Source organism: Pontibacter roseus DSM 17521 (assembly GCF_000373265.1).
Classification (GTDB): domain Bacteria; phylum Bacteroidota; class Bacteroidia; order Cytophagales; family Hymenobacteraceae; genus Pontibacter; species Pontibacter roseus.
This window is the reverse complement of the sequence record NZ_KB890762.1, coordinates 1,010,910-1,026,656: the sequence shown is the minus strand read 5'-3', so window position 1 is coordinate 1,026,656 and position 15,747 is coordinate 1,010,910. Positions and strand designations below refer to the sequence as shown.

General features: G+C 54.5%; 18 protein-coding genes, 1 tRNA gene and 1 pseudogene. 16 read left to right on the top strand and 4 right to left on the bottom strand.

What is annotated here, in order from left to right:
* Window positions 1–2: 2 nt before the first annotated feature.
* Window positions 3–818: an MlaE family ABC transporter permease gene (locus B051_RS0111125; RefSeq protein WP_018478285.1), complete on the bottom strand. Its 816-nt coding sequence runs from the start codon at window positions 816–818 to the stop codon at window positions 3–5.
* Window positions 819–1,042: 224 nt separating this feature from the next.
* Window positions 1,043–1,615: a crossover junction endodeoxyribonuclease RuvC gene (gene ruvC, locus B051_RS0111120; RefSeq protein ID WP_026236339.1), complete on the bottom strand. Its 573-nt coding sequence runs from the start codon at window positions 1,613–1,615 to the stop codon at window positions 1,043–1,045.
* A 25-nt stretch (window positions 1,616–1,640) separates the two neighbouring features.
* Between ruvC and B051_RS0111115 the strand changes: the two genes are divergently transcribed.
* The 9 genes from B051_RS0111115 to B051_RS22460 all read left to right on the top strand — a co-directional run bounded on the left by B051_RS0111115 (window position 1,641) and on the right by B051_RS22460 (window position 9,398).
* A complete protein-coding gene (locus B051_RS0111115) occupies window positions 1,641–2,630 on the top strand; it encodes a lysylphosphatidylglycerol synthase domain-containing protein (RefSeq protein WP_018478283.1) in 990 nt (329 codons plus the stop codon).
* Window positions 2,627–3,766, top strand: a complete 1,140-nt coding sequence (locus B051_RS0111110) for a glycosyltransferase (protein WP_018478282.1) — start codon at window positions 2,627–2,629, stop codon at window positions 3,764–3,766. Before B051_RS0111115 ends, B051_RS0111110 begins: the two co-directional genes overlap by 4 nt.
* Window positions 3,756–4,013, top strand: coding sequence for a hypothetical protein (locus B051_RS0111105; protein WP_018478281.1), 258 nt, complete (start codon window positions 3,756–3,758; stop codon window positions 4,011–4,013). The genes B051_RS0111110 and B051_RS0111105 overlap by 11 nt, the downstream gene beginning before the upstream one ends.
* Window positions 4,014–4,325: 312 nt before the next feature.
* Window positions 4,326–5,549, top strand: coding sequence for a GAF domain-containing SpoIIE family protein phosphatase (locus B051_RS0111100; RefSeq protein ID WP_018478280.1), 1,224 nt, complete (start codon window positions 4,326–4,328; stop codon window positions 5,547–5,549).
* A 5-nt stretch (window positions 5,550–5,554) separates the two neighbouring features.
* The gene (locus B051_RS0111095) at window positions 5,555–6,184 is read left to right on the top strand and encodes a polysaccharide deacetylase family protein (protein WP_018478279.1); all 630 of its coding nucleotides are present in this window, start codon (window positions 5,555–5,557) and stop codon (window positions 6,182–6,184) included.
* Complete coding sequence (locus tag B051_RS0111090) at window positions 6,181–7,278, top strand: glycosyltransferase (protein ID WP_018478278.1); 1,098 nt, start codon at window positions 6,181–6,183, stop codon at window positions 7,276–7,278. Before B051_RS0111095 ends, B051_RS0111090 begins: the two co-directional genes overlap by 4 nt.
* Before the next feature lie 124 nt (window positions 7,279–7,402).
* Window positions 7,403–8,170 carry a TatD family hydrolase gene (locus B051_RS0111085; protein WP_018478277.1) on the top strand — a complete coding sequence of 256 codons (768 nt, stop codon included), beginning with the start codon at window positions 7,403–7,405 and terminating at the stop codon, window positions 8,168–8,170.
* Between the two features lie 2 nt (window positions 8,171–8,172).
* Window positions 8,173–9,240 (top strand): asparaginase, encoded by a 1,068-nt coding sequence (locus B051_RS0111080; protein ID WP_018478276.1) that lies wholly within the window; start codon window positions 8,173–8,175, stop codon window positions 9,238–9,240.
* Window positions 9,241–9,310: 70 nt separating this feature from the next.
* Window positions 9,311–9,398 (top strand) — tRNA-Ser (locus B051_RS22460).
* 111 nt (window positions 9,399–9,509) lie between these two features.
* On the opposite strand, the gene B051_RS21195 is transcribed toward B051_RS22460, so the two are convergent.
* Window positions 9,510–9,737: a hypothetical protein gene (locus B051_RS21195; protein ID WP_018478275.1), complete on the bottom strand. Its 228-nt coding sequence runs from the start codon at window positions 9,735–9,737 to the stop codon at window positions 9,510–9,512.
* 198 nt (window positions 9,738–9,935) lie between these two features.
* Here B051_RS21195 and B051_RS22190 point away from each other — a divergent pair.
* From B051_RS22190 to B051_RS0111055, 4 genes and pseudogenes are all read left to right on the top strand, one after another.
* Window positions 9,936–10,082 (top strand): annotated as a pseudogene (locus B051_RS22190) (tyrosine-type recombinase/integrase); the annotation flags it as partial.
* 176 nt (window positions 10,083–10,258) lie between these two features.
* Window positions 10,259–10,540, top strand: coding sequence for a hypothetical protein (locus B051_RS0111065; RefSeq protein ID WP_018478273.1), 282 nt, complete (start codon window positions 10,259–10,261; stop codon window positions 10,538–10,540).
* A gap of 29 nt (window positions 10,541–10,569) precedes the next feature.
* On the top strand, window positions 10,570–10,869 hold the full coding sequence (locus B051_RS0111060; protein ID WP_018478272.1) for a DUF2695 domain-containing protein: 300 nt from the start codon (window positions 10,570–10,572) through the stop codon (window positions 10,867–10,869).
* A 108-nt stretch (window positions 10,870–10,977) separates the two neighbouring features.
* Window positions 10,978–11,766, top strand: a complete 789-nt coding sequence (locus B051_RS0111055; RefSeq protein ID WP_018478271.1) for a PhzF family phenazine biosynthesis protein — start codon at window positions 10,978–10,980, stop codon at window positions 11,764–11,766.
* Between the two features lie 56 nt (window positions 11,767–11,822).
* On the opposite strand, the gene B051_RS0111050 is transcribed toward B051_RS0111055, so the two are convergent.
* Window positions 11,823–12,287, bottom strand: coding sequence for a DoxX family protein (locus B051_RS0111050; RefSeq protein ID WP_051080654.1), 465 nt, complete (start codon window positions 12,285–12,287; stop codon window positions 11,823–11,825).
* A 185-nt stretch (window positions 12,288–12,472) separates the two neighbouring features.
* On the opposite strand from B051_RS0111050, the gene B051_RS0111045 reads away from it, so the two are divergent.
* The 3 genes from B051_RS0111045 to B051_RS0111035 all read left to right on the top strand — a co-directional run bounded on the left by B051_RS0111045 (window position 12,473) and on the right by B051_RS0111035 (window position 15,725).
* On the top strand, window positions 12,473–13,042 hold the full coding sequence (locus tag B051_RS0111045; RefSeq protein ID WP_018478269.1) for a TetR/AcrR family transcriptional regulator: 570 nt from the start codon (window positions 12,473–12,475) through the stop codon (window positions 13,040–13,042).
* 168 nt (window positions 13,043–13,210) lie between these two features.
* Window positions 13,211–14,539, top strand: a complete 1,329-nt coding sequence (locus B051_RS0111040; RefSeq protein ID WP_018478268.1) for a TolC family protein — start codon at window positions 13,211–13,213, stop codon at window positions 14,537–14,539.
* Window positions 14,540–14,576: 37 nt separating this feature from the next.
* Window positions 14,577–15,725, top strand: a complete 1,149-nt coding sequence (locus B051_RS0111035) for an efflux RND transporter periplasmic adaptor subunit (RefSeq protein ID WP_018478267.1) — start codon at window positions 14,577–14,579, stop codon at window positions 15,723–15,725.
* The last annotated feature ends 22 nt before the right edge of the window (window positions 15,726–15,747 follow it).

Here is a 15,747-nt window from a genome sequence, read left to right as displayed (position 1 = left end):
ACTTAGAATACACGTAAGGCATTGATAACCTGCATAATGAGCAATTCCTCAATGAAAATAAGGAACATGGCCGTCACCACCGAGGAGTTGGCCGCTTTGCCCACGCCTTCAGTGCCCTTGGAGGAATTATAGCCTTTGTAACAGCCTACCATACCTATAGTGAAACCGAAAATAACGGACTTGACGGAGGAAGCGGCAATATCCAGGAAGGTGATGGCCTCGAACACCTGGTAGAAAAACGTAATCAGCGTGGTCTGCTCGTTCTGATGCACGTTCAGGTAGCCGCCCAGCAGAGATACCAGCGTGGTGTACATGGTCAGGGCCGGAATCATGAGGGTGGAAGCGAGCACCCGGCTCACCACCAGAAACTTGAAAGGATTGGTGGCCGATACCTCCATGGCGTCAATCTGCTCAGTCACGCGCATAGAGCCCAATTCGGCCCCGATGCCTGAGGCCACCCTTCCAGCCGCAATCAGCGCCGTCACCAGTGGACCCATCGCTCTTACAATCGCCACCGAAATCAGGGCCGGTAACAAAGCGGTAGCGCCAAAGTCAGCCAGCGAGGGGCGCGACTGGTTGGTGAACACGATACCGATAATGAATCCGGTGAGGGAGATGAGCGGGAGCGAGCGTACCCCGATTTCGTAGCATTGGTTGATGACCTCCTTTATCTCATAAGGCGGGAACCATACCTCTTTGAAAAAACGAGCTATGAAGGCAAAGACGTGGCCGAGCTCCAGAAAAATTCTGTCCAGCCTCTTAGAGATGACGTATCGGCGCGAGCGGGTATTTTCAGTATTCTTGTTGCTTGAATCCATTTCGACGGGCTGAAATCCGGTTAGACCTTTCATGAAACCGGCAGCAGGAAAATCTTTGATATAATTTTACCACATCATACGGCCTACAAGGAGCTTTAGGTTGTTACGCTATACCTCACCTGATGGCTTACGAGGGGGTAAAGGTAACAATTGTAAAAATAATTTGAGGACCAAAAATCTGCAGGCCCAAATTTCTGCCCCTGAATTGAGCAAAACGATTTGTTTTACTTGCTGGCCAGCCGTTCCGGGTTGTCCGCCAGGAAGCCTTTCCATGACTTGCCGCCCTGCTTGGCGTTGTTGCCTTTCTGGTAGTGGTGGCAGAGCGCCACAGAAAGGGCATCGGTCGCGTCGAACATCTTCGGGTCGGGCTGTATTTTGAGAATCTGCACCAGCATGCTGGCCACCTGCTCCTTGGAGGCGTTCCCGTTTCCGGTCACCGACTGCTTCACTTTTTTGGGCGCATACTCCACGTAGGGAATGTCGCGGGAAAGGGCGGCGGCGATGGCAACCCCCTGGGCACGACCCAGTTTGAGCATACTCTGCACGTTCACACCAAAGAAGGGTGACTCAATGGCCAGCTCGTCGGGCAGGTATTCGTCGATGAGCTGTATCATGCGGTCAAAAATTTTCTTTAACTTGATGGCGTGGTTGCTGTAGCTTTTCAGGTGAATGACACCATACTGCACTACCTGCACCTTTGAACCCGTCACCTCAATCAGGCCGTAGCCCATGACTTGTGTGCCCGGGTCAATGCCAAGAATCAGTTTATTGGGAGGAAGTGCAGGAGAGTAAACCATAAGAGCTGCAAATTAAGACAATATCTTGAACATTACCCGCAACAGAAGGTTCCTTTTGATAATTGGCAAGGCCGTGGTGGTGGCGCTCACGCTCTACTTCCTATACCTGGCCATCTTCACGGCGCCCGATACGCTGCTCTCCTGGCGAGGCATACTCCGTTCCGCCCGCAAAAGTGATTATACCTTCCTGCTGATTCTGAGCGCGCTGCTCATACCTGTCAACTGGGGCCTGGAGGCCTGGAAGTGGCAATTGCTGGGGCAGAAACTCGAAAAGCTGTCGTACCTGCGCGCTTTCCGGGCCGTGATGGTGGGGCTCACACTCGGCTTCATCACCCCCAACCGACTGGGCGACTACGCCGGGCGGGTGCTGGAGCTGAAAAGCAAGGAAAGGCTGGAGGCGATTGGGGCGGTCTTCATCGGCCGGTTCTGCCAACTGGTCGCCACCGTGCTGGTCGGCTCACTGGGGCTTTTGTACTTTATCTGGCTCCTGTACTGGGCCGATTACCCTGCTATCTGCCTGAGTCTGGTGTTGCTGCTGCTGGTGCTCAACCTGGCTTTGCTGCTGCTGCTCTTCCATGCCCGCGCCATGGTGGCGCTGGTGTCAGCCGTGGGGCCGCTGCAAAAGCTGACCAAGTACCTGGCCATAATGGGGCGCTATACCTATCACGAGATGTACCGGGTGTTGCTGCTCTCGCTGGCGCGCTACTTCGTTTTCCTGCTGCAGTTCGTGTTGTTGCTCGTCTTGTTCAACGTGCGGTTGAGCCCGCTGGAGTATGTGAGTGGGGTATCAACGGCCTTCTTCCTCAAATCCGTGGTGCCGTCGGTGTCTTTGCTCTCTGATTTGGGGGTTCGGGAACTATCGGCCATGTACGTATTCAGCCTGCTGGGGCAGGAGCGCCTGCAAGTCTTGAGTGCCAGCCTGAGCCTGTGGCTGCTCAACATCGTGGTGCCAAGTGCCCTGGGCTTGTTCTTCGTGCTGCGCTTGCAGCTGACCAAAAAGCGTGTCGCGGCATGACCCTGTTGCTTGTGCTCTCGCTGCTGGCCTACGCCTTCGTCATCCTGAGCTGCCTCTTGGCCTGGGGCCGGCTGCCTATACCTGAACTTCCCAACGACTACGTGCCTGTCACCCAAATCTCTGTCATTATCCCGGTTCGCAATGAGGCGCGGCATATTCTGGCACTGCTGCAGGACCTGGAGCGCCAGCATTATCCATCAGAACTGCTAGAAGTGCTGGTGGTGGATGACCACTCGGAGGACGGAACAGCCGCACTGGTAGAGCAATTTCTACTAACCTCCTCGCTGCGCATCAGGTTAGTACCGCTGCGGGAGCAGTTGGGAGGCTTCGGGAAGAAGGCGGCGGTAAAGCAAGGTATAGCGCAGGCGCAGGGCGAGCTGCTCGCCTTCACCGACGGCGACTGCCGCGTGCAGTCGGAGTGGCTGCGGCTCTTCGCCTATACCTTCGAAACCCGTCGGGCGGTCTTCATCTCCGGCCCGGTCTGCTTCCATAACACCCATACCTTGCTGGAGCGGATGCAACTCGTGGAGTTCGCTTCGCTGATCGGCGTGGGCGGTGCCTCCATTGGGTTGCGGCAACCCAACATGTGCAACGGGGCCAACCTCGCCTATACCCGCCAGGTGTTTGAGGAGGTGGGGGGCTTTGCCGGAAACGAAGGGATTGCAAGTGGCGATGATGAGTTCCTGTTGCACAAGGTGAGCCGGCTATACCCAGACCGCATCGTCTTCCTAAAGCACGGGCAGGCCATCGTGCACACCGAGGCGCGGAAAACCGTCAGCAGTTTCCTGGCGCAGCGGGTGCGCTGGGCCAGCAAATGGAAAGCCTATCAGGAGTGGCATGTGCAACTGGTGGCGCTGGTGGTGTTCGCTGTCAACCTGCTTTTGTTCCTGGCTATACCTGCCACCCTGTTCGGTTCTATGGGATTGGGAACACTCATCGGGGCGTATGCAGCAAAGTTCGTGGTGGATTTCCTGTTTCTAAAGCGCATCCTGGCTTTTATGGGGAGAGGGATGTTCTTAAAATATATGCTCCCGCTACAGCTAGTTTACATACCATACGTACTATATACTGCCATTCTGGGCTTATTAGGCCGATACGAATGGAAAGGCAGAACAATCCGCAACCATGACCGATAACGAATTCGCAATCCTGGACGAACTTTACTTCGTGACGTCCTATTCCGACTTGAAAACCACCGTCTCCCTGACCGACGCTGAGCTGTGCGAGGCGCTGCGAAGCTTGATTTCGAGAGGCTACGTCAAAATCCTATACCCGGACCAGGACACCGAACACGACTACGATGAGCATACCTTCGGGCAGCACTGCCAGAAGTTCTACTTCCTGGCCACCAAAGCCGGACTCGTGGTGCATAATTCTATCTGAGCAGCAGCGCTACTTAAAATGCCTTTATTTATCCTGTTCAGGTATAGCTCTTTATAAACTAAGTCAGCATTTGCCAGACGTGGTTATGTAGCTGGCCATGCGTTTTATCTGCTGCTGATGTTTGGCAGTGGGTGCGTAATTAATGCTAGCAATTTGCGTTGAATACCTGTTATACAAAGGATTAAGCGCGATTAGTACAATTGCAGTTGATTTTTTGTAAATTTACGCGGCGCATGCCAGACTCTCGAGTGCTAGGTACAATGCCTGCCCATGATACCGGGCCGAAATCTGAGCCCTAAACTATGAACACGAATGCCGGAATTAATAACGCCAAACATACAGCAGGAGTTGAACCTGAAGAAGCTGGAGCTATCGGCTCTGCTAGAGATAACGCAGGCTATCAACGACAACCTGCCAGAGGAAGCGCTGTATAAAATTTATCGTTTCACGCTGCTGGCGCAGTTGCAGATTAACCGCCTGGCTCTGTTCGTGCACGACGAGAAGTGGGACTGTAAGGTGAGCTTCGGCACAGAGCAGGATTTCATCAAGCAGAACATGCCGGCTGAAATCCTGGAGCTGAAGGAAATAACCCGCACCTCCAAATTGAGCGTCGATAAGAAGTGGCGGGCATTCGAAATCGTGATTCCGATTCTGCACAACGGCAAAGTGCTGGCCTTTGTGATGATTGGCAAAATACAGCCCTATTACACCAACCTGGAGGCGCTGAACTTCGTGCAGACGGTGAGTAACATCATGCTGGTGGCCATTGAAAACCACCGCATGGCCCGGCAGCGATTGGCGCAGGAGTCCATCCGGCGCGAGATTGAGATTGCCCGCGAGGTGCAGTCCATGCTGTTCCCCAAGCAGCTCCCCAACGACAAGGATGTGGCCATCCATGCCAGCTACATTCCGCACTCCTCCATCGGGGGCGACTACTACGACTACATCGAGATTGACAAAGACCAGTTCCTGTTCTGCGTGGCCGACGTGTCAGGCAAGGGCGTACCTGCTTCGCTGCTGATGTCCAACTTTCAGGCAGGCCTCCGCACCATTCTGCGCCAGACCTCTGATTTGAGCAAAGTGGTATCGGAACTGAATCACCTGATATACCGCAACGCGATTGCCGAGAAGTTCATCACTACGTTCCTGGCCATTTACAACCGGCAGACGCGCGAACTGAGTTACGTGAACGCCGGCCACAATGCACCCGTCCTGCTGTACGAGAACAACACACACGACCTGCTCAACGACGGCTGCACCATGCTGGGCGTGTTTGACGTGCTCCCGTTCATGAACGTAGGCAGAATACACGTGCCAGAGAACTCCATCGTGCTGTGCTATACCGATGGTCTGACTGAGGTGTTTGACGAGGACGAGGCGGAATTCGGCATAGAGGGGACCATTGAGTTCCTGCAGCGGCACCGGTTCCTGAGTTCCAAGATGCTGCACCTGCAGCTGCTCAGCGCCATCAACCTCTACAACGAAGAAGCCTCTTTCAACGACGACATCACGCTGCTTTCGTGCAGGTTTAAGTAAGTCAAGTGCTCCGCCTCTACAAGACACCCGCGCTGCTCCGGAAGCTCATGCCCGGCTATACCTGGCTAAAGGAGGAGCAGACAAAGAAGCTATACCTCACCTTTGACGATGGTCCTATACCGGAGGTCACGCCTTGGGTGCTGGAGCAACTGGCACAGTACAACGCCAAGGCCACTTTCTTTACCGTAGGCGATAACCTAGTCAAATACCCTGAGGTGGCGGAGCAGGCGCTGTCCCAAGGGCACCGCCTCGCCAACCATACCCAACACCACCTGAAGGGCTGGAAAACGCCACTTCAGCAGTACCTGCACGATGTGGCGCAGTGCCAACAGGAACTGGAAAAGCTGGCTCCCGCCGCACCAAAGCTCTTTCGGCCACCTTACGGGCGCATCACTTCCAGACAGAGCGCCGCCCTGCGCGGCACCTACGAACTGGTGATGTGGGACGTGCTCACCAACGACTACGACAAGAGCCTTTCCCAGGAGAAGTGCCTGCAGCAGACGCTAAAGCATACCCAAAGCGGCAGTATCATCGTATTCCACGACAGCCTCAAGGCCAAGCAAAACATGATGTACGCCCTGCCCCGTTTCCTGGACCATTTTACGGCTGCCGGCTACACCTTCGAGACCCTATGACTGTTGTATCGGTAGCCTATTTCATCGTTTACTTCACGCTTTTCCTGGTCCTGCTGGCCCTGCTGCTCTTCAACCGAAGGCGCTACCCGCTACGGCCCCATGAGACTCCCCGCGTCAGCATCCTGATTGCCGCCCGCAACGAAGAACACAACATCCTCAACTGCCTGCAGGCCATTGAGCGCCTCGACTACCCCAAGGACAGGATGGAGGTGCTCATCGGTGACGACAGCTCCACGGACAGGACCCGTGCTATGGTCGATGCTTTCATCCAGGACAAGCCGCACTATACCTGCATCACCATCACGGGTACCATCGGAAAGGCCAAAGGCAAGCCCAACGTGCTGGCGCAACTGGCGCACCGTGCCACCAGCGATTTGTTTCTGTACACCGACGCTGATATCCAGGTGCCACGCGGCTGGGTGCAGGCGATGCTGGCAGGCTTGGACAATAACAAGGTAGGCGTAGTGACTGGGCTGACTACTGTGGCGGGCGATGGCTTTTTTGCCCGCATGCAAAGTCTGGACTGGCTGTACTCACTCGGGCTCATGCAGTCCGTCAGCGACGTAGGCTTGCCGGTCACGACCATGGGCAACAACATGCTGCTCACGCGCCAGGCGTATGAGGCGGTAGGCGGCTACGAGAACATCAAGTTCTCCATCACCGAAGACGTGGCCATCTTCAACCAGATACTGCGGAAAGGCTTCGACTACCGGAACATCTACGACCGCGGCGTGCTGGCGCTGTCGGCTCCTGCCGCCACTTTCTGGCAATTACTGGAGCAGCGCAAGCGTTGGATGCGCGGCGCCGTACACCTGCCCCTCTACATGTTTGCCATATTGGCGATGCACTCGGCCTATTACCCCGTGCTGCTGCCTTACTTCTGGCAGTCGTCGGCAGGTATAGCCAGTGTCGTATTTCTGGCCAAACTGCTGCTGCAGAGCGTCTACCTGCACATCTGCCTCCGGCGCCTCGGGCTGCGCATACCCTGGTGGCAATACGTAGTCTTCGAGCTGTTCATGGTGGTGACCAGCATCATTCTCATTATCTACTTCTTCCTCCCAACAAAAGTAAATTGGAAAGGGAGAAAATATTGAAAGCGAGTAAGTTTAGGAGTTAGAGATTTGGGGAGTTGAGAAGTATCCCAATTCATAATTGGTAATTCGTAATTCATTTTTCAGACCTTTGCTTATACCTGAGTACAATACATAGAGTACAGTTATGATTTTAGTTGATTCGCACGCACATATTTATTCCGAGAAATTCAGCCAGGACCGGGACGAGGCGCTGGCACGGGCGCTGGCCGAGGGAGTGGAGAAAATCTACATGCCCAACATCGACCATACCTCCATCGATGTGATGCTGGAGACCGAGGCCAAACACCCGCAGCAGTGCATCGCCATGATGGGCCTGCACCCCACCTCTGTGGACAAAGACTTTGAGAAGGAGCTATACCTGGTGGAGGAGTGGCTGGGCAAACGGGAGTTCGCGGCGGTAGGAGAGTGCGGCATCGACCTGTACTGGGACAAGACGTTTCTGCCGCAGCAACAGGAGGCACTGAAGGTGCAGGTGGCACTAGCCAAAAAACACAGCCTCCCCATCGTGCTCCATACCCGCGACTCGTTCGACGAAACCTACGACATCATAGCCGCCGCACAGGACGGTACCTTACGCGGTATCTTCCACTGCTTTTCGGGCACGCCGGAGCAGGCGTCCAAGGTAAAAGAGCTGAATTTCCTGATGGGCATTGGCGGCGTGGCCACCTTCAAGAATGGCGGCCTGGACAAGGTGCTGCCGCATGTGCAGCTCGAGGACCTGGTGCTGGAGACCGACTGTCCGTACCTGGCGCCAACACCGCATCGGGGCAAGCGGAACGAGCCGGTATACCTGCCGTTGGTAGCCCGCTGCGTGGCCGAACTCATGGATAAGACAATAGAGGAAGTGGCTGATACGACCACCCGAAACGCCCTCGCACTCTTCAACGGATAGGTATGGAATTCATCAAAGTGAACATCGACACGGCGACACCAGCCGACCCAGAGGCCTCCATCCTTATCATCTATACCGGTGGTACGGTGGGCATGGTGTTCGACAACGAGCAGCAGCACCTGGTGCCCTTCAACTTCAGCCAGATATTGGAGAAGGTGCCTGAACTGAACCAGTTCAACTACCTGCTCACAGTGGTGAGCCTGGAGCCTGCCATAGATTCCTCCAACGTCTCGCCGGCCGATTGGCTGCTGCTGGCCCGCCTGATTGAGGAGCAGTACTACGACTACGACGGCTTTGTGGTGCTGCACGGCACCGATACCATGGCCTACAGCGCCTCCGCGTTGAGTTACCTGCTCGAGAACCTGCAGAAACCCGTCATCTTCACCGGGGCGCAGGTGCCCATCGGCCTCATCCGCACCGATGCCCGCGAGAACCTCATCACAGCGCTACAGATTGCGGCTACCCAGGTGAACGGCAAGAGCATGGTGCCGGAGGTATGCGTGTACTTCCACAACCTGCTGCTGCGCGGCAATAGGGCCAAGAAAGTGGAGAGCAGCCATTTTGATGCCTTCAAGTCGGAGAACTACCCGCCCCTGGCCGAGGCCGGCATCGACATCGATTTCCGTCCGGACGGTATCCTGCCGCATCCCGACCAGACTTTCCGGGCGCACCACCAGCTCGATGAGCACGTGGCCATTCTGAAGCTTTTCCCTGGCATTACGCCGCAGGTGGTGAGCAGCATCCTGCAGGCGCCGGGCCTGAAGGGCGTGGTGCTGGAGACCTACGGCTCGGGCAATGCGCCAACCGCCCCCTGGTTTCTGGAGCAGCTGGAGGAGGCGCTGGCGCGCGATATCTACATCCTGAACGTGTCGCAGTGCGACGAAGGCCGCGTGGACCAGGGACGCTATGAGACAAGCAAATACCTGCTCAACATGGGTGTGATAGGAGGGGACGACATCACCACGGAGGCTGCTATCACCAAACTCATGTTCGTGCTGGGGCTTAGGCTGCCGGTGCAGCAGACGAAGGAAATGCTGGCAAGCAACCTGCGGGGAGAAATAACGATTTAATATATTTGCAGTATAAGGGAGTGAAAATTTGCGATAGTGTAAGTTTATCGCGTATATTTGCACCACAAAAAGAGAGCTGTCCGAGTGGTCGAAGGAGCACGCCTGGAAAGTGTGTATACCCCAAAAGGGTATCAAGGGTTCGAATCCCTTGCTCTCTGCTGAATACATGAAAGAGCCTGTAAGCGAGAAACTTACAGGCTCTTTTTGTTTCAACTACACCTGAATATAGAAGGCCATACCTGGTGCAGGTATGGCTTTTTAGGTTGGCGCTATACCTTGTGCTGCTCCATGTAGGGCTGCCAGTTCACGATGAGCACCTTCTCCTCGGGCAGCAGCAGATAGCCGTAATCGTAGCAGAAGTGGTAGGTGTTGCCCTGTTTGGTGCGGTAGAGGTGGGTGAAGTGCCGGAAGTCGAAGCCAGGCAGATGCAATACCTGCCAATAGGTGATGGCCTTGCACTGCTGACAAACTTGTGAGAGTTCTGCTTCAGGAGGCAACCTCTGGGGGCGGTTTCCCTCTTGAGAGGGGAACCGCCCCCAGCGCTAAAGCCGCAGCCAGAGCTTCCCATCATACGTCTGCAGCCGCTCGAGCACGAAGGCAGGACGCTCATTCAGCTCTCCTTCCAATACAGCAAAGAAATCTATTACTGCCTTTGGCGCTTCGGCGGCTGCACCTGGCTCAAAGAACTCAAGTGCTTCGCCACGCACTTGCTCGAGCAGGGCACGGACCTGCGTTACATCCAGACCCTGGTCGGGCACCGCTCCAGCAGAACAACAGAGATTTACACCCACTTCACAAGCTACGCGCTCGATAAAATCACAAGCCCACTTGACTGTCTATAGGGATAACGTATATTAGCTGTAGTAAATATAAAAAGATGGGAGAAGTGAGGAATGGGTATAATGGTGCTGCGAAACGGATGAAAAAGGCAAATTACACCTTCGCACATAGTGCCATTAACCGTATGTTCACGCTTTCAAGGTAGTTAGCGCTAAAAGTAAACATAGATAATATCAATATGAGTGAAGTAAAGGAGAAAAGTGAACAAACTAAAACTTGGGAGAATGCCTTGGTTGCTTCCTACTTCTTTATCCTATTTTATGGACTTAGGTTAGCACTTGAAAATCACCTGTTAGAAGATAGTTTGCCGATTACTCTTACCATGTTGATTGGCTTTTTTTCAGGTATCATTACCGCATCAATTGTCTTTATAGTAAAGGATAAAGCACTTAAGATAAAGGCCATCTGGGCAGTAGTGCTCTTGATTGTGATGGTAATCAAAAACTTGCTAGTCTCCTAAAACCTTTGAAGGTGAAAGTTTAAGACAAAATGAAAACAGGCGAAGAGAAAGACAGACAAAAACAGCTTAAGGCAGAATTGAAAAGAAAGGAGAAAGAAAACTTCTTAAATAGTCTGCCTATGTCTACTGACCAATTCAGAGAACTCTTTTATTACCTTGACGAACAGCTTCAACAGGAAGGTTGTGACGATACACTGTCTCTGACAGAATCATACCTAGACGAACAGGGTATTGAGTATGAAGAAGTAGTTTCTTGGCTTGAAGAAAACGGTGGGTATTGCGATTGTGAAGTTATTGCCAATGTGGAAGAAAGATTTGAAAACTTATAAGAACTCCTTTCGCTAACCCTGCACAGGCTTTAGTCTCAGCTATGCCTCACCATAGCCTGTACCAACCGTTAGAAATCCAAAAAATCAAACCTACCTACGCTTACCTGTATGAAACAGAAGTTATACCAGATAGACGCCTTCGCTGACAAAGTATTCTCAGGGAATCCGGCCGCCGTTTGCCCGCTGGACGACTGGCTAGCGGATGACCTGATGCAGAATATCGCTATGGAGAACAACCTGGCGGAGACGGCTTTCTATGTAAAGCGGGGAAGCCAGTACGAACTCAGGTGGTTCACACCGGCCGTGGAGGTAGACCTCTGCGGGCATGCCACCCTGGCGGCCGCCTACGTGCTGTTCCACCACGAAGGTCATACAGGCCTCACCATCCAATTCCACTCGCCCAGAAGCGGAACACTGACGGTTACCCGCCAAGGAGAGCTCCTGACCCTGAATTTCCCCACCGATACGCTGCGAGAAGTGGAGGTGTCTGCGGAAATACTGGCCGCGTTCAATACCAAGCCTACGGCAGCCTTCAAGGGCAAAACGGATTATATGCTCGTGTTTGAGAGGGAGGAAGACATACGAACCCTTCAACCCAGGTTCGGCAGCATCTCCAGATTGGAGGCACGTGGCGTCATAGTGACTGCTCCAGGAGAAAGTGTTGATTTCGTTTCCCGTTTCTTTGGTCCACGGGTAGGCGTGGACGAAGACCCTGTAACCGGCTCGGCCCATACCACCCTGACGCCATACTGGGCGAACAGGCTTGGGAAGACTGAACTGTCGGCCATACAACTGTCGGCTCGCAAAGGCTTCCTGCACTGCAAGCACCTGGGAGACCGGGTAGAGATAAGCGGGCAGGGCAAGCTATACCTGATAGGGGAGCTACATCTGGACTAAAGGATTATTCGCGGCTGGATATTCTTAGATTCCTATACCTGCTTCCCGGTTGAAAGCTACGCTCCTGTCTCATCTGCTTTCCTTTGGCGTAGTATTTTGTTGTCTACAGAATAGCGACCGGGGCCTACAATCATGAAGAAAAGCAGCAGGCCCGTCACGAGCAGCGAAACCACCAGCTCGACATTGGACACCGTGAACCCACCGCGCTGCGGGTTCACAATCAGCAGGGCTCCCAGCAGAATGGGAATCTGGCAGAGCAGGGCCAGGCGCGTCAGCATACCTGCCATAATCATCAGCCCGCCCACAATATGGACCATGCTCGTGAGCAAATGCGCTTTGCCAGCCGACAGCACATCCTGGCTTTCGCTAAAAATCAGGAAGACATCGGTGGTATGCTCCAGAAACAAAATGCCTTTCAGGAATAGGAACAGCCCGAGCAGTATGCGCAGGCCATCCATCCAGACGGGGTTGGAGGCGCTGTTCAAGCGCCTGCTCTCTTGGATTTGATGTGCTACAGCCATAGGAATAGGGGTTAGGTACAAAAAATCGCTCTATTTCTATATACGCGTAGAACCACTCTGCCGGTTGAATCCTACTCCCGCCATACCCCTTCAGCTGCACTTTAAAGTCAAATTATACCTGCCGTTTTAGAATTTCTCCTTACCTTTGCCACCCGAATGAATGTTCGGTCAATAAAAAGAGGCGCATGGAGGGACTAGCAGAAAAGAAGCGGGCGATACTGGAAAGTACCCTGGAACTGGTGCAGGAGCACGGCTTCCATGGCACGCCCATGAGCCTGGTCGCCAAGAAGGCGGGTGTTGCAGCGGGCACCATCTACCACTACTTCGAAAGCAAAGACAAGCTGCTGTGCGAGCTGTTTGGGTATGTGCGGCGGCAGGTGTCGGCGGTGGTGGAGCGGGAAGACTGCAGCACCACCCCATATCAGGAGTGTTTCTTCAATCTGTGGTTCGGACTTTACGCCTACTATACTGACAACCTGTACGTGCTCCGTTTCTTCGAGCAGTTCACCAATTCACCTTACAGCGGCTACTCCAACCAGGAGCAGGACGAGCTCCACCGCCAGTTGCACCGGTTTTTTGAGCGCGGCATACAGGAAGGGCACCTGCGCAACCTGAGCCCCCGAATTCTGGGTATACTCGCCCACGGCAATGTCATCTCCACCGTCAAAGTGGAGGCCATGGGCAGGGTGAAACTGCAGGAGGACGAGCTGAAACAGATTCCGCAGATACTTTGGGATGGCATGAGGAGCAGGTAAGCCTGTGTGTTTTTCACAGCTATACCCGTTAAACCTTGCGCTTATATTGATGTCTAAACAACCATCGTATTCAGAAACTATGAAAAATATTGGAACAAAAGCAGTTATCCTGCAGAGGCTGCAGCCGTTTAATACCCATCATCCACTCACCATACTTTCCTAGGCTACATGAAATTGAAGAAATATTTGAGGCTGCTGGTGCCAGCCTGTCTGCTGTTCCCTTCTGTTTTACTGGCCCAGCGTGCCCCGGAGAATCTTCCGGATAGCCTCACGCTGGAGCAATGCGTCAACTTCGCGTTGGAGAACAGGAGCGCCGTCGTGCAGGCGCAGCTGGATGAAGCCATCGGCAACCGGGAGATAAAGGCCAACCTGTCTGGCTGGTTTCCACAGGTAGGGGCCCGTTTCGGGGGTACGCACAACATCAAGCTGCAGCAACAGCCTTTCGGTGACCAGATTATAACGCTAGGCCAGCGCTTTACTTCCAACGTGGCCCTGGAGGCGACCCAGACGCTGTACAGCAGCGAGCTGTTGCTCGCTTCCAGAGCGGCCCGCTTTTCCCGCCAGCAGCTGGAGCAGCAAATCGCCAATACCAAAATAAACACGGTGGTGGATGTGAGCAAGGCTTTCTTCGACATCCTGCTCACCCAGGAGCAGCTTCGTATACTGGATGTGAACCTGGCTCGCCAGGAGAAGCAGTACAAAGACGCCCGCAGCAGGTATGACGTGGGGCTGGTGGACAAAACGGATTACCAGCGCGCCGCCATCACCCTGGCCAACATCCGCAGCGACCGGAACCGAGCACAAGAAGGCATCAAAGCCAAGCAGGCCTACCTGAAGCAACTCATGGGCTACCCAACCGAGCAGGACTTGAAGCTCGCTTACGACTATACCCGCATGCAACAGGCCGTGCTGGTGGATACTGCGGAAGTCATCGCGTTTGAGAACCGGATAGAGCTGCAGCAGTTGCAGACGCAGCGCGAACTACTCCTGCTGAACACAGCCTTCAACAAATGGAATTTCCTGCCTACGGTGTCTGCCTTCGGTAACTACAACCTGCTTTATTTCAATAACGAGTTCTCCAACCTCTACAATCAGAGTTATCCTACCTCCGCCGTGGGGCTGCAGGTGAACCTGCCTATTTTCCAGGGCACGCGCAGGCTGCAGAACATCAAAATCGCCCAGCTGCGCGAGGAGCGCCTGGAGGAGGAGATAGAGGATACACGCAAAGCCATCAACACGGAGTACCAGGCAGCGCTCGCCAATTACAAAAGCGATTTGGTGGAGTGGCGCACGCTGCAGGAGAATGTGGGCATGGCCGAGGAGGTATATGAAATCATCAAGCTGCAATACGACCAGGGGGTGAAGGCCTACGTGGATTTGATAGTGGCAGAGAGCGAGCTGCGCACCACCCAACTCAACTATTACAACGCCCTCTACAACGTGCTGGCCAGCAAACTGGACTACCAGCGTGCCCTGGGCGACATCGACATCCGGTAAAAGAGCTAACTACCCATAAATTCAGAGAAACAAGAGCATGAAGAAAAGATATACGTGGCTTTTTGCGGCCATGATGAGCCCGGTCGTCCTGATGTCCTGCGGCGGCAACGAGGCGGCCCAGCAACCGGTGAACCCAGCCGCCATGGCCGTTCCGGTCAATACCTACCAGGTGAAACAGGAGCGCGTGACAGGCAAGGACACCTACCCGGCCACGGTGGTGCCGTTGCAGGAAGTGGAGCTACGTCCGCAGGTGTCGGGCTACATCACCAACATTTACGTGCAGGATGGGCAGCGCGTGAAGAAGGGGCAGCGCATGTATGAGATAGACCAGAGCAAGTACCGCGCAGGGCTGCAGCAGGCGCAGGCCAACCTGCAAAGTGCTAAAGCCAACCTGGCCCGTGCCGAGAAAGACCTGGAGCGTTATGAGACACTGGCCGAGCGCGATGCCATTGCCAAGCAGCAGGTAGACTATGCACGTACTGAGGTGCAGACGGCCAGGGCGCAGGTGGCCTCCGCGCAGGCGCAGGTGCAGAGCGTATCCACCGATTTGGGCTATTCGGTCATTAACGCGCCTTTCAGCGGCACCATCGGCATCTCGCAGGTGCGCGTGGGGGCGCAGGTGTCGCCGGGGCAGCCACTGCTCAATACCATCTCCTCCAGCGACCCCATCGCCGTGGACATTGTGATAAACGAGCAGGAACTCACCCGCTTCAGCAACCTACAGCAGGGCAAGCAGCCCGATTCGCTCTTCACCATCCAGCTCAACAACGGGCAGGTATACCCACACACCGGCAAGCTGCGGGCCATTGACCGCGCCATTGGCCGGCAATCCGGCACCACGACGGTACGGGTAGAGTTTCCCAACCCAAAAGAAGTGCTTATACCTGGTATGACCGTGAGCCTTCAGGTGCTGAACCAGGATATAGGCGAGCAGTTGGTGATTCCGTTCAAAGCGGTGAGCGAGCAGCTGGGTGAGTTCTATGTGTATGTGGTACAGGGCGACTCGGCGGTGCAGCAGAATGTGGAGCTGGGAACCCGCGTGAACGGCAACATCGTGATACGGGAGGGCCTGAAAGACGGACAGCAGATAGTGGTGGAAGGCATACAGCGCCTGCGCCAGGGAGCCAAAGTACAGGTGGGCGCGCCGCAGCAGGGAGCAGCGCCACCGGCAGGCGGCGCCCGCTAGTCAATTCGTACAAGTTTCAGAA

Bases quoted from the DNA above. Each gene is read 5' to 3' on its own strand.
- B051_RS0111125 (WP_018478285.1), bottom strand. From the start codon at position 818: ATGGATTCAAGCAACAAGAATACTGAAAATACCCGCTCGCGCCGATAC.
- ruvC (WP_026236339.1), bottom strand. From the start codon at position 1,615: ATGGTTTACTCTCCTGCACTTCCTCCCAATAAACTGATTCTTGGCATT.
- B051_RS0111110 (WP_018478282.1), top strand. From the start codon at position 2,627: ATGACCCTGTTGCTTGTGCTCTCGCTGCTGGCCTACGCCTTCGTCATC.
- B051_RS0111105 (WP_018478281.1), top strand. From the start codon at position 3,756: ATGACCGATAACGAATTCGCAATCCTGGACGAACTTTACTTCGTGACG.
- B051_RS0111100 (WP_018478280.1), top strand. From the start codon at position 4,326: ATGCCGGAATTAATAACGCCAAACATACAGCAGGAGTTGAACCTGAAG.
- B051_RS0111090 (WP_018478278.1), top strand. From the start codon at position 6,181: ATGACTGTTGTATCGGTAGCCTATTTCATCGTTTACTTCACGCTTTTC.
- B051_RS0111085 (WP_018478277.1), top strand. From the start codon at position 7,403: ATGATTTTAGTTGATTCGCACGCACATATTTATTCCGAGAAATTCAGC.
- B051_RS0111080 (WP_018478276.1), top strand. From the start codon at position 8,173: ATGGAATTCATCAAAGTGAACATCGACACGGCGACACCAGCCGACCCA.
- B051_RS0111065 (WP_018478273.1), top strand. From the start codon at position 10,259: ATGAGTGAAGTAAAGGAGAAAAGTGAACAAACTAAAACTTGGGAGAAT.
- B051_RS0111060 (WP_018478272.1), top strand. From the start codon at position 10,570: ATGAAAACAGGCGAAGAGAAAGACAGACAAAAACAGCTTAAGGCAGAA.
- B051_RS0111055 (WP_018478271.1), top strand. From the start codon at position 10,978: ATGAAACAGAAGTTATACCAGATAGACGCCTTCGCTGACAAAGTATTC.
- B051_RS0111050 (WP_051080654.1), bottom strand. From the start codon at position 12,287: ATGGCTGTAGCACATCAAATCCAAGAGAGCAGGCGCTTGAACAGCGCC.
- B051_RS0111045 (WP_018478269.1), top strand. From the start codon at position 12,473: ATGGAGGGACTAGCAGAAAAGAAGCGGGCGATACTGGAAAGTACCCTG.
- B051_RS0111040 (WP_018478268.1), top strand. From the start codon at position 13,211: ATGAAATTGAAGAAATATTTGAGGCTGCTGGTGCCAGCCTGTCTGCTG.
- B051_RS0111035 (WP_018478267.1), top strand. From the start codon at position 14,577: ATGAAGAAAAGATATACGTGGCTTTTTGCGGCCATGATGAGCCCGGTC.